Origin of the sequence: Lachnoclostridium sp. An131 (assembly GCF_002160825.1) — a bacterium.
Taxonomy (GTDB): Bacteria; Bacillota; Clostridia; order Lachnospirales; family Lachnospiraceae; genus Laedolimicola.
In genome coordinates this window covers 94,757-108,278 of the sequence record NZ_NFLI01000009.1, presented here as the reverse complement: position 1 = coordinate 108,278, position 13,522 = coordinate 94,757, and the positions used below count along the sequence as shown (strand labels likewise).

Annotated in this window: 9 protein-coding genes; 1 reads left to right on the top strand and 8 read right to left on the bottom strand. The window is 51.6% G+C overall.

The window, feature by feature from the left end; all coding sequences use genetic code 11:
* Positions 1-62: 62 nt before the first annotated feature.
* A complete protein-coding gene (locus B5E77_RS09080) occupies positions 63-548 on the bottom strand; it encodes a cob(I)yrinic acid a,c-diamide adenosyltransferase (RefSeq protein WP_087165050.1) in 486 nt (161 codons plus the stop codon).
* A 177-nt stretch (positions 549-725) separates the two neighbouring features.
* Positions 726-1,352, bottom strand: coding sequence for a single-stranded DNA-binding protein (locus B5E77_RS09075; protein ID WP_087165049.1), 627 nt, complete (start codon positions 1,350-1,352; stop codon positions 726-728).
* 268 nt (positions 1,353-1,620) lie between these two features.
* On the opposite strand from B5E77_RS09075, the gene typA reads away from it, so the two are divergent.
* Positions 1,621-3,447 (top strand): translational GTPase TypA, encoded by a 1,827-nt coding sequence (gene typA, locus B5E77_RS09070; protein WP_087165048.1) that lies wholly within the window; start codon positions 1,621-1,623, stop codon positions 3,445-3,447.
* Positions 3,448-3,955: 508 nt separating this feature from the next.
* Here typA and B5E77_RS09060 read toward each other — a convergent pair.
* The 6 genes from B5E77_RS09060 to B5E77_RS09035 all read right to left on the bottom strand — a co-directional run bounded on the left by B5E77_RS09060 (position 3,956) and on the right by B5E77_RS09035 (position 13,512).
* Complete coding sequence (locus tag B5E77_RS09060; RefSeq protein ID WP_087165047.1) at positions 3,956-6,067, bottom strand: glutamine synthetase III family protein; 2,112 nt, start codon at positions 6,065-6,067, stop codon at positions 3,956-3,958.
* A gap of 269 nt (positions 6,068-6,336) precedes the next feature.
* Positions 6,337-8,460 carry a glutamine synthetase III family protein gene (locus B5E77_RS09055; RefSeq protein ID WP_087165046.1) on the bottom strand — a complete coding sequence of 708 codons (2,124 nt, stop codon included), beginning with the start codon at positions 8,458-8,460 and terminating at the stop codon, positions 6,337-6,339.
* Positions 8,461-8,533: 73 nt separating this feature from the next.
* Entirely contained in the window at positions 8,534-9,511 is a 978-nt protein-coding gene (locus B5E77_RS09050; protein WP_242963683.1) for a diacylglycerol/lipid kinase family protein, read from the bottom strand.
* Between the two features lie 15 nt (positions 9,512-9,526).
* Positions 9,527-10,585 carry a histidinol-phosphate transaminase gene (gene hisC, locus B5E77_RS09045; protein ID WP_087165045.1) on the bottom strand — a complete coding sequence of 353 codons (1,059 nt, stop codon included), beginning with the start codon at positions 10,583-10,585 and terminating at the stop codon, positions 9,527-9,529.
* 96 nt (positions 10,586-10,681) lie between these two features.
* Positions 10,682-11,587, bottom strand: coding sequence for a DUF2156 domain-containing protein (locus tag B5E77_RS09040; RefSeq protein WP_087165104.1), 906 nt, complete (start codon positions 11,585-11,587; stop codon positions 10,682-10,684).
* A gap of 188 nt (positions 11,588-11,775) precedes the next feature.
* On the bottom strand, positions 11,776-13,512 hold the full coding sequence (locus tag B5E77_RS09035) for an ABC transporter ATP-binding protein (RefSeq protein WP_087165044.1): 1,737 nt from the start codon (positions 13,510-13,512) through the stop codon (positions 11,776-11,778).
* Positions 13,513-13,522 lie beyond the last annotated feature (10 nt).

The following is a 13,522-nucleotide window of genomic DNA, read 5'->3' as shown; positions in this document are numbered from 1 at the left end:
ATTCAATTATCAACTGCTGTGTTCAGAATAACACAGCTGTGCGCCCTTGTCAACCCGGGGCGCTATTTCAGCGTATTGATACGGAACACATCATCCGCATAGGGATACAGCTCATCAAACATCTGAATTCCTGTCAGCACCAGCTCTGTGTCTCCGTCGCCTGTCTCTATCAGCGCCTTCAGCTCGTCCAGCGTGATGATCCCCTTATCCACAAGTCCCAGAACCTCATCCAGAATCAGGATATCGCAGCCGTCCGTGCTCAGCACCTTTCTGGCAAAATTCAGGCCATTTTTTATATTCATGACCTCTTCCTGCTGCTCCTCCGGCGAAAGAGACTGGTAATCCTTTTCTGATTTCTCAAAGCAGAATACCTTGATCTCAGGCTCCAGCCTTTTGATGAAATCAATCCTTTCTCCCATCTTTCCCTTCAGGAACTGAATGATGATGACAGACTTCCCGGCGCTGGCTCCAAAGATTCCCTGCCCCAAAGCTGCAGAAGTCTTTCCTTTCCCGCCCCCACAGAATATGGTAACATGTCCTTTCCCCATCCTACACTCCTTTCCCGCCTGCCGACGGCAGGCATGTGAATCCAGTGTTCTTCTCCCGATGTATCCGCATCTGGCAGAAAAAGCTGATTTTCTGCCAGATTCAGGTATCATAATTGCTCTTATCATACACCAATCATGCATAAAATGCAAGATTCTTTATAAACGTAGGACGGGCTGTTATTCCGCATATTCCAGCTTGCTGACAGACACCTCGTAGGCCACACGTTTTTCAGACTCGGTCTCGCTGATCTTTTTCACATACTCCCGGCTCTGGATCCTGCCCCAAATCTGAACGCGTCCGCCCACCTCAAAGCCGGAAGCAAAGCGTGCGTTCCTGCCCCAGCAGATGCAGGGAATATAATCGGACTTCCCATAGGGACGGTTGACGGCGATCAGAAGATCGGCGATCTCCCGTCCAAGAGGCGTCTTCCGGTACACCGGCATCTTGCAGATATAGCCGTCCAGAAAAATCTGGTTTGTCTTCGCATTCTCCACCTCTTCCTCAAGAAACTCTACTTCTCTGGCAAAAACCGAAAGCACAAGACGGTTCTTTTTTTCCTCATGCCGGTTATACGAGCGGAACTGGCCCGCTATGCGGATATATTCTCCCGTATAATCTTCTGTGACGTCAATCAGGCGCTCAGAAATCATCACCGGTATCACGTCTGCCGAATCACTCAGACGGCGTACCAGCACGTTTACCATATAAAACCCTTCTCCGAATACCTCATGGCTGAATGTGAAACCTGACACGATTTCTCCGATTACAGATACCTGATTGTTCTCAATGACCTTATCTGACATAACTTTTGTTCTCCCTTCTTCTCTCTGGACCGCCAATGACGCGCGCTTATCCTGCGGGCCAGGACCTTTGTATCTTGATTTACTCCCAGGGGGCAGCGCACAGTTTTCCCTTATATTTCCCGCTGCCTTTATGATATATATGCCCCGTTTTCCAGATTTAGAACCAATTTCCATAAAAATTTTTAATTTGCTTGTATTTGCGGCGGAATGTGGTAAACTAAATAGGTTGCGAGAAGTCAGTGAAGATAAAGGTTTTGAGGAAAATGTTATGAAAAGAGAAGATGTTCGAAATATTGCGATTATCGCCCATGTAGACCACGGCAAGACTACGCTGGTAGACGAGCTTTTAAAGCAGAGCGGCGTCTTCCGGGCAGGTCAGGAGGTCGCGGAGCGCGTGATGGATTCCGGCGACATTGAGAGAGAACGCGGAATCACCATACTTTCCAAAAATACAGCCGTCACCTATCACGGCGTAAAGATCAATATCATAGACACACCTGGTCACGCAGACTTCGGAGGCGAAGTGGAGCGCGTCCTGAAAATGGTAAACGGCGTCATCCTGGTTGTAGACGCCTTCGAGGGCTCCATGCCCCAGACCAAATTCGTACTGCGCAAGGCTCTGGAGCTTAACCTCCCGGTCATTGTCTGCATCAACAAAATTGACCGTCCGGAGGCGCGCCCCCTGGAGGTCGTGGATGAGGTGCTGGAGCTTCTGATGGATCTGGACGCCTCTGATGAACAACTTGACTGCCCCTTCCTGTTTGCCTCTGCAAAGGATGGCTTTTGCATGCGCAGTATGGACGATGAGCCCAAGGACATGGCTCCCCTGTTTAAGACCATCATCGATTACATTCCTGCTCCGGAAGGAGATCCGGACGCCGGAACCCAGGTGCTGATCAGCACCATCGACTACAACGAATATGTGGGCCGCATTGGCGTCGGAAAGGTAGACAACGGAACCATCCGCGTCAATCAGGAAATGGTAATTGTAAACCATCACGATCCGGACAAATTAAAGAAGGTCAAAATCAGCAAGCTCTATGAATTTGACGGCCTGAAGAAGATAGACGTGGCAGAGGCCACCGTCGGCTCCATCGTCGCTATCTCCGGCATCGCTGACATTCACATCGGAGATACGCTCTGCTCTCCGGAAAGTCCGAAGGCGATTCCTTTCCAGAAGATTTCAGAGCCGACCATCTCCATGCAGTTCATGGTAAACGACAGCCCGCTGGCCGGCCAGGAAGGAAAGTATGTCACCTCCCGCCATCTGCGCGACCGCCTGTTCCGAGAACTGAATACAGACGTCAGCCTCCGCGTAGAGGAGACAGACTCCACGGAATGCTTCAAGGTCTCCGGCCGCGGCGAGCTTCATCTGTCTGTCCTGATCGAGAGCATGCGCCGGGAGGGGTATGAGTTTGCGGTCAGCAAGGCTGAGGTCATTTATCATACGGATGAAAACGGAAAGAGGCTGGAGCCTATGGAAAGGGCCTACATCGATGTGGACGACGAGTACGCCGGAAATGTCATCCAGAAGCTGGGGGAGCGCAAGGGCGAGCTTATCAATATGCACAGCAATGGCAGCGGCTCTACCCGCCTGGAATTCCTGATCCCGGCCAGGGGCCTCATCGGATACCGTGGCGAGTTTCTGACCGATACCAAGGGAACCGGCGTGCTGAATACCATTTTTGAAAATTACGGCCCCTACAAGGGAGACATTCAGTACCGCAAGCAGGGATCTCTTATCGCCTTTGAGGCCGGAGAAGCGATCACCTACGGCCTGTTCAATGCCCAGGAGCGCGGCACGCTCTTTATCGGGCCTGGCGAGAAGGTCTATGCCGGAATGGTCATCGGGCAGAACGGAAAAGCCGAGGATATCGAGCTGAACGTCTGCAAGACCAAAAAGCTCACCAATACCCGTTCCTCCAGCGCGGACGAAGCGCTGAAGCTTACGCCGCCCCGGATCCTAAGCCTGGAGCAGTGCCTGGAGTTCATCGATACCGACGAGCTTCTGGAGGTGACGCCGAAGAACCTGCGTATCCGGAAGAAAATCCTGGACCCGACTCTGCGGAAAAGAGCTGCCATGAAAAAATCCTGAGACATACAGGAAAATACAGCGTACACGACGCCGGCATGCAGGGAGCAGAACTCCCTGCATGCCGGCGTTTTTTCATTTCCATGCCTTAATCTGGCAAATATATATATTTTTATCCATTCAGGGTACATATTTTCTGGCAAAGACACGGATACTATAAGGCAAAACAACCAGGAAAGGTAGATTATGAAGTACAAAGAGGGGACACTCTCTGGAAAATAGCCCAGAAGCTGCTTGGCAGCGTAAGCCGGTATCCGGAAATCATCTCGCTGAACCAGCTGGACGGTGATATGATTTATGCAGGGCAGGTACTCAGGATCCCGAAAAAATAGAACGATATCTTTCAGCTATAACTGTGTATTTGATCTGGGTATTTGATTTTTTAGAACCAATTTTCTATAATAATATTCAGAAGCAGCCCTGCCTGCGAAGATACGATGCGGCCGGCATACAGGAGCATTTTCTCCTGTATGCCGGCCGCATGTTTTTCCTGATATAGTTTTTCCTGATATTATACTTCAAACATCAAATCGCCATAGGATGGCATTGGCCACATTTCCTTATCTACGATCATCTCCAGCTTATCCACCGGAACGCGGAGAGCCTCCATCGCCGGGAAGACTTCCTCGTGGAAGTAATGAGCCAGTTCTGCTCCTTCCGGAATTTCCACAGATTTTCCATCCAGCTCTATGAGCCTTGCAAGGGCTGCCTTCGTCTCCTCCAGCAAGGCTGTGGTCTCATTCAGCAGCTCAATCTGTACATTGGCCACCGCTCCTGCTTCCGTTACGGAATTCACTGTATCTGCCAGGGTCTTCGTATATTTTACCACGGCCGGAACAATCTGCTTGCTGGCAACGTCGATCATGGCCTTGGCCTCGATATTGATAGCCTTGGCGTAGGTCTCATACTGAATCTCCGCACGGGATTCCAGCTCTGCCTTTGTGAATACCTGGAATTTCTCAAACAGCGCCACTGCCTTATCCGTGGTAAGGGCAGGAATCGCGTCTACCATGGACTTGATATTCGGGAGCCCTCTGCGCGCTGCCTCCTCTACCCACTCCTCAGAGTAGCCGTTTCCGTTGAAGATAATTCTCTGATGCTCTGTCAGATAGGTCTTGATCAGATCATGCACTGCCAGATCAAAATCATCCGCTTTTTCCAGCACATCGCAGGCCTCGGAAAACGCCTCCGCAACAATCGTATTCAATACCGTGTTCGGAGCTGCGATGGAGTCCTTGGAGCCCACCATGCGGAACTCAAACTTGTTTCCGGTAAATGCAAACGGAGAGGTACGGTTACGGTCCGTCGCATCCTTTGCCAAATCCGGAAGAGTCTTTACGCCCGTCTGGAGCTTTCCTCCCTCCTTGGAATGGGTGGCCGATCCAGTGCTGATGAGCTGCTCTACCACATCCTGCAGCTGTTCTCCAAGGAAGACAGAAATGATAGCAGGCGGAGCCTCATTTGCTCCCAGGCGGTGATCATTTCCCACATCCGCCGCAGATTCCCGGAGCAGATCCGCATGGGTATCTACAGCCTTCAGAATGCAGGCAAGGACCAGAAGGAACTGTACATTTTCATGAGGCGTCGTGCCCGGATCAAGCAGGTTGATGCCATCATCAGTGGTGATAGACCAGTTGTTATGCTTTCCGGATCCGTTCACGCCTGCAAAGGGCTTCTCATGAAGCAGGCACTGCAGGCCGTGGCGGCAGGCTACCATTTTCAGGGTCTTCATCACGATCTGGTTCTGGTCCACCGCCACATTCGCCTCTGTATAGATAGTCGCCAGCTCATGCTGGGCAGGAGCTACCTCGTTATGCTGAGTCTTTGCAGGCACCCCAAGCTTCCACAGCTCCTCATTTACCTCCTTCATAAAAGCGGCGATACGCTGGCGGATGGTGCCGAAATAATGATCCTCCAGCTCCTGGCCTTTGGGCGGCATGGCGCCGAACAGGGTCCGTCCTGTATAAATCAAATCCTTTCTCTGAAGATATTTCGCCTTATCTACCAGAAAATATTCCTGCTCCGGTCCGACAGAGGGCGTTACCTTTTTAGAGGTAGTGTTTCCAAAAAGGCGCAGCAGGCGTAAGGACTGGGTGTTGATCGCTTCCATAGAACGCAAAAGCGGCGTTTTCTGGTCGAGAGCCTCTCCTGTATAAGAGCAGAACGCAGTGGGAATGCAGAGTGTCGCTCCTGCAGCGTCCTGGCGCACAAAGGCCGGAGAGGTGCAGTCCCAGGCCGTATAGCCTCTGGCCTCAAAGGTAGCCCGCAGTCCTCCGGACGGGAAGGAGGATGCATCCGGCTCTCCCTTGATCAGCTCCTTTCCTGAAAAACTCATCAGGACCTTTCCACTCTCGTCAGGAGCGCTGATGAAGGAATCATGCTTCTCTGCAGTGACGCCTGTCATGGGCTGGAACCAGTGCGTATAGTGGGTCGCTCCTTTCTCGATAGCCCACTCCTTCATCTCATGAGCAATCACATCGGCTGTAGCCAGATCCAGCTCCTTTCCTTCCTCTATGGTTTTCTTCAGTTCTTTATATACTTTTTTCGGCAGACGTTCCTGCATCACAGTGTCATTGAACACATTGGAACCAAACATCTCAGATACATTCGTAAATTCGCTCATAATAGCCTCCTACCTTTTTTGATGATGCGGGACCGCCGCATTCCTTTCAAAAGCCGGCTTCACACCGATGCACAGGCGGGGCTGTGCCCCCGCGCAGCGGCGCTGCATTGTCCGAAATGCAAAAACGAGGGCATTCCACCCTGTGGAACGCCCTCGTTCGTCTCGCTTTTTTATGTTCTATAACATACACGAAAATAGGAAGAAAAGCAAGCGCAAATTAAAAAACCGAAATATTTTCTGTCTCCCTCCTGTTTCTCCGCTGATTTTTCTTATACCTCAAACAGCAGATCGCCGTAAGACGGCATCGGCCACATTTCCTTCGCCACCAGCATTTCCAGCCTGTCTACCGGACGGCGCAGGGCCTCCATAGCCGGCACCACCATATCCTGGATATAAACTGCCCGTTCACGGCCCTCCGGTTTTGCGGCTGCCGTCTCTGTCACCTCAGTCAGCTCCTTTAACGCCGCCTTGGTGGCTGCCAGCAGGGAGGAGCATTCCTTCAAAAGCTCGATCTGCACACTGATATTCGCCTCTGTGCAGGCTTCCCGGATCTGGTTGATGGATGTGGCAAGTGCTGTCGTATACTGAAGCACAGCCGGAATGATATGCTTGCTGGCTATATCAATCATGGAACGTGCCTCGATATTGATAGCCTTTGAATAGGTCTCATACTGAATCTCCGCACGGGATTCCAGCTCGGCACGGGTAAAGACCTTGAATTTTTCGAACAGCTCAATTGTCTTTTCCTCTGTCAGCACAGGAATCGCCTCTACCATGGTCCGGATATTCGGCAGGCCTCTTCTTGCGGCTTCCTCGACCCATTCCTCTGAATATCCGTTTCCGTTGAATACGATGCGCTGATGCTCCGAAGCATATTTCTTGATCAGATCATGGACAGCAAGATCAAAATCCTCCGCCTTTTCCAGCACATCGCAGGCCTCGGAGAACGCCTCTGCCACAATTGTGTTCAGCACCACGTTCGGCTCTGCCACAGAGTCCCTGGAGCCCACCATACGGAACTCAAATTTATTTCCGGTAAACGCAAAGGGAGAGGTACGGTTCCGATCCGTAGCGTCCTTGGCAAAATCCGGCAGCGTGCGCACTCCGGTGTGGAGATGGCCGCCCTTCAGGCTGTGCGTCGCCTCTCCTGTGCTGATAAGCTGGGACAGCACATCCTCCAGCTGCTCGCCCAGATACACGGAAATAATCGCAGGCGGAGCCTCATTGGCGCCCAGGCGGTGGTCATTTCCCACATCCGCTGCAGATTCCCGCAGCAGGGCCGCATGCCTGTCTACTGCCTTCAGGATACAGGTCAGCACCAGAAGAAACTGCACGTTTTCATGAGGCGTCTTGCCCGGATCGAGAAGGTTGATTCCATCATCTGTCGTCAGTGACCAGTTATTATGCTTTCCGGAGCCGTTCACTCCCGCAAAGGGCTTTTCATGAAGCAGGCACTGCAGGCCATGCTGGTAAGCCACCTTTTTCAGCGTCTCCATAATCAGCTGGTTATGGTCTACCGCCACATTGCACTCTGCATAAATGGGCGCAATCTCATGCTGGCCGGGAGCCACCTCATTGTGCTGGGTCTTAGCCGAGACGCCAAGCTTCCAGAGCTCCCGGTTCACATCATCCATAAAATCTGCGATACGCTCACGGATAACCCCGAAATAGTGATCGTCCAGCTCCTGCCCCTTGGGCGGCATGGCGCCGAACAGGGTTCTTCCTGTAAAAATCAGATCCTTGCGCTTCAGGTATTTCTCCCTGTCTACCAGAAAGTATTCCTGCTCCGCTCCCACAGAAGGCGTCACCTTATGGGAGGTCGTATTGCCAAACAGGCGCAGAAGGCGCAGGGCCTGCTTATTGATGGCCTGCATGGAGCGCAGAAGCGGCGTCTTCTGATCCAAAGCCTCGCCCTTATAGGAGCAGAAGGCAGTCGGAATATAGAGAATCGCTCTGGAACCATCCTCGCTCTTCTTTACAAAGGCAGGGGAGGTACAGTCCCAGGCCGTATAGCCTCTGGCCTCAAAGGTGGCACGCAGGCCTCCGGACGGAAAGGAAGAGGCGTCCGGCTCTCCCTTTACCAGCTCCTTTCCGGAAAACTCCATCAGAACCTTGCCGTTTGGCTTCGGCGCAGATAAAAAAGCGTCGTGCTTCTCTGCCGTCGCTCCGGTCAATGGCTGAAACCAGTGAGTATAGTGGGTCGCTCCCTGCTCCAGGGCCCACTCCTTCATCTCATGAGCCACCACATCTGCCACAGCCAGATCAAGCTCCTTGCCCTCCCGGATCGTCCTCTTCAGCTCCTGATAGATTTTTTTCGGAAGCCGCTGCTCCATCACGGTATCATTAAATACGTTTTCTCCAAATATTTCTGAAATCATGGTCATTTCCGGCATTTCACTCTCTCCCATATCTTTCTGTTTATCTTTTTCTTATTACAATACTGTAAATTCTTCCAGGATGCAAGTTCTAAAAGCTGTCCGGCCCCGGATTTTCTGCAGGCTCCTCAGACTGCCGTGCCTCTTCCTCTTTCAGGGAGGCCAGAACCTCCGGCGAGGTGCGGATCTCCACAGCCCTCGGATTGTTGAAAATTTCCACCCTTTCGTATTCGCCGCCATACTCTCCGTCCAGCGCCCAGGGAACCGGCTCCTCCGATTCCACCACAATCCTGGAGCTTCGGAATGAGTACATATATTTTGTATCAATCTGCGATATCGTGAGGGCTGCCAGAATTTCCTGAAGCTCCATCGCATTCCGGGGTCTCTGGATAAAAGTCACCTCATAAATTCCATCATCAAAAATTACATTTTTTCCGACAATGCTTTTGAAGCCTCCTACAGACCTGGAATTCGTCACCATCCCGAAAAGGAAATCTCCCTCAAAGCACATTTCCGCGCTGGTTACCTTCAGATAATAGGACTTAACGCTGGTAAGCCTCTTCATCCCCTCCAGAATATAGGCCATATGGCCCAGAACATTTTTCATTCCCTGCTTTGTGGAGTAGGATACATCTGTAAAGATTCCAAAGGCAGCCACATAGACAAAATTTCTCTCCCCCAGCGAGCCTACGTCTACCGCAAAATTCTGGCCCTGCACGGCGATTTCCGCTGCCTGCTGCATATTGTTTGGAATCTGCAGGGAACGTGCGAAATCATTGCAGGAGCCGGCCGGAATATAACCAATGGGGATCTTATGCTCCCGCTGCATCATACCCGTCACGACCTCGTCCAGCGTGCCGTCTCCTCCGCTGCAGACAATCAAATCGTAATCGTCCGGCAGCTCCCTGACCTTCTCGATAGCGTCTCTGGGCTCCCGCGTAGGATAGACCGTCACTTCATATTCCGAGGACGCAAGCGTCTGTATAATCTCGTACAGCTTCCCGCGGATATTCCCCTTGCCTGCCAGAGGATTATAAATAAAATAAAGCTTTTTTTCCAGGCGTTCCACCTGACATCTCTCCTTTTATTCTCTCAGATACGATTTTAAAAATTTCAGAAGCACATCCATTTCTTCATCCGTCCCTACCGTAATCCGCAGATAATTGTCGATCCGCGGAGACGCAAAATAGCGCACATAGATGTTCTGCTCCTTCAGAGCCTCAAAAAGCTCCTTTGCCGGGCAGCTCTTATGGGAAGCAAAGATAAAATTGGCCCCTGAATCCGGAAAGGCAAATCCAAGAGCGGAAAGCTCCCTTTTGACCCGCTCTCTTGTAGCCTTGATCTTTCCGACCGTCTCCTCAAAATATGCCCTGTCCTTCAGCGCTGCGGTTCCAAGCTTCAGGGACGGCAGGTTCATCGTATAGGAATTGAAGGAATACTTCACATCATTCAGATACCGGATCAGCTCCGGCTGTCCGTACGCAAAGCCAATCCGCATCCCTGCCATAGACCGGGACTTGGAAAAGGTCTGCACTACGAGGAGATTGTCATACTTATCCACCAGGCTCATCGCGGAAGGTCCCGCAAAATCCACGTAGGCCTCATCCACGATCACCACAGAATCCGGATTGCGGGCAATGATCTCCTCTACCTCGCAAAGCTCCATGTAAATTCCGGTAGGAGCGTTCGGGTTCGGAAAAATAATCCCTCCGTTTTCCGCAAAGTAATCCTTCTTCACCAGGCAAAGCTTCTCATCCAGAGCCGGCCGCCTGTACGGTATTCCGAAAAGCTCCGCCCAGACGCTGTAAAAGGAATAGCTGATATCCGGAAACAGAATCGGCTTTTCGGAATTGAAAAAGGTCTGAAAGGCCATGGCGATCACATCGTCGGATCCCACTCCCACAAAAAACCGTTCCTGTTCCTTTCCATAATAATCTGCCAGTGCGTCGATCAACTCCGAAGCCGCCGGGTCCGGATACAGGCGGAAGCTGCCTGCGTCCAGCTCCCTCAGCGCCTGCTGCACTCCCGGCGCAGGCGGATACGGATTTTCATTTGTATTCAGCTTGATCATGCCCGGCCGGTTCGGCTGCTCCCCCGGCGTATAGGGAACTACCCTGCGGACATACTGTTCCCAATTTCTCATAAACTGTCTGTCCCCTTTTCACAAACTTCCTTTATCTTCGGAAGCCGGGACAGGGTAACTGTCCCGGCTCATCTGCTGCCGCATCATTCTCTTATCTTACAAAAGACCGCGCTCTCTTACAACCCCTTTTTCAATTAAAAATACCGGCTTATAAGATAATTTTGCCTTGCGCAGTCCCTCCTGTCCTACATCATCCTCCCGGTTGATATATTGAAAGTCTTTTCCCTCATGAATCGCAAACTGCTGGTTGATCACGGTATAGGCTCCCTGAATTTCAGAAAAGGCCTTCTCAATATGAACCACCAGCGTATCCTGGCGCATCCCCACTGCCTCTCCCACCGTAAAGGCTACGATCTCGCCGTTCACCCGCAGGGCTCCGCCACGCATCTGAAGCTCCTCGAAGAGCCGGAGGAAATTCAGCGTCACACAGATTTCCGCATGCTTTTCCTCGTCCGCCTCACAGCCGTTCAGCTCTCTCCAGCGCAGCGCCATCTGGAAGCACTCCTCTACGTTGTCCTTTGTGATCGGCTCATAGCTCCAGTCCGGATACAGGCTCATAAACTTGTTTACATGGTTTTTCTTGCTGTGGTATTTTTTCCCGGAAAGGGCAGCCAGCTTGTCTGCCTCATAGACATAGTCTGCATAGTCCCTTTCATACCGGATATCGAATCTCCCCGGATACAGGGCGTCCAGGCGCACAAAATCCTCCTTCGTGATATTGTGAAGCTGGAAAGGCACGTTCTTTTCCCGGCAGCAGGCCATCAGCGTCTCCAGGCAGGTTCTCAGATCTCCCGGGCCCACCGGAAACGTATAGGAATAGACGCCGTCCACCTCCCCGAACACCAGCATGTCCTCCACAACCGCAAAGCCTGTCCCGTAATGCCGGGACCAGAGATAGGTATTTGCGAAGGTCATCTCACAGCTTCTGGTATCCGCATATTTTAAATAACTGTTAATCAGCTCCCGGTCTTCCAGCTCCGGCCGTTTCATTTTTATTTCCATAAGTCTTCTTTTATTTTCTGCCTTTCCGCGGCGCTGCCCTGCAGGGTATCCCGTTCCTTCCCTGCAGCGTCTGCCGCCTGTTATTTTCTGATAAAACGGTTGAAAGCACAACACGGCAATATCCCATTGCCGCGTTATGCTTTCATAGTATACCACATTCCCTGTTTTTTTTCCACAAAAACCTGCCCTCACCGGATCTGGTACAGCTTCTCATACACTCCGTGCAGCGCCAGCAGCTCCTCATGCGTTCCCTGCTCCTCGATGCCGTTTTCCGTCAGCACCAGAATTTTCTGGGCATTGCGGATTGTGGAAAGACGGTGGGCAATCACAAAGGTCGTCCGTTCCTTTGCAAGGCGTTCCAGAGACTCCTGAACGACGCGCTCGCTCTCATTGTCAAGAGCTGAGGTGGCTTCGTCGAAAATCAGAATCGGGGGATTTTTCAGGAACACTCTTGCGATAGAAATCCTCTGCTTCTGGCCTCCTGAGAGCTTGACGCCCCTCTGCCCGATGTCCGTATCATAGCCTTCCGGGAGCTCCATGATGAAATCATGCGCGTTGGCGTTTTTGGCTGCTTCGATTACCTCTTCCCGCGTCGCATCCGGCTTTCCATAGAGAATATTGTCCATCACGGTTCCTGCAAAGAGATAGACGTCCTGCTGCACAATTCCGATGTTTTCCCGCAGGCTTTTCAGGGTTACATCCCTGACGTCCCTTCCGTCAATACAGACGCTCCCCGAGGTCACGTCGTAGAAACGCGGAATCAGGCTGCAAAGCGTCGTCTTTCCGCCGCCGGAGGAGCCTGCCAGAGCCACATAGCTGCCGGCCGGCACATGAAGGCTCACGTGATCCAGCACCTTGTCCGTGTTTGCCTCATAGCGGAAGGAGACATCGCGGAACTCCACATCTCCCTTTACATCCTTCAGAGGCGCCGCGTCCTTTTTATCCGCGATATCCGGCTCGATATCCATAATCTCCCGGAACCTTGTGTACCCTGAATAACCGTTCTGGAACTGCTCTGTAAAATTGATCAGCTTCTTCACCGGCTCTGTAAAATTAGCCACATACAGAAGAAAGGTGATCAAATCCGTAACCTGCATGGAGCCCGTCGTGATCAGCCTTGCTCCCACCAGAACGACAGCAATTGTAACCGCTGTGAGCATGGCGTTCAGCACGGAATTGTAGGTTCCCATGTAGAGATAGCTGTTTCGCTTTGTTGCCAGAAAACGGTCATTCCCCTGCCGGAATTTTTCCATCTCAATCTCTTCATTGGCAAAGGATTTCACCACACGGATTCCGGAAAGATTATCCTCGATCTGTCCGTTAATATCTGCCATCTTCACCCGGTTCTGCCGGTACGCATGCTTCATTTTCCGGTTCAGGAAAAGCGCAAAGCAGAAGATAAAGGGCAGAAAGCAGGCGACCGTCAGGGTTAAGGCTCCGTTGATTCTGCAAAGAATCACCAAAGCTCCCACGATCTTGATCAGGGAAATCAGAATATCCTCCGGACCATGGTGGAGAAGCTCTGTGATATCAAACAAATCATTCGTCACCCGGGACATGAGCTGTCCCACCTTCTGGTTGTCATAAAAGGTAAAGGACAGCTTCTGGTAATGCTCAAAAATCTCATTGCGCATTCCGTATTCCATCCTGGCACCCATCATATGGCCCCAGTAGGTAATATAGAAATTGCAGACCAGCTCCAGAACCAGCAGGCCCAGCATCAGAATGCTTAAGCCTACAATGGTATGCCAGGCCTCTGCGCTTTCCTCGTAAATCACCTGGTTGGTGATGTACCGAACAATCAGCGGGATCACCAGCGTAACGCCGGCTCCCACTGTAGCAAACAGAAGATCCAGAGCCAGAAGCCCCTTATAGGGCTTATAGTATGAAAAGATCGTCGTTTTCTTTGCTTTCGTATCACTCATAACACACCCG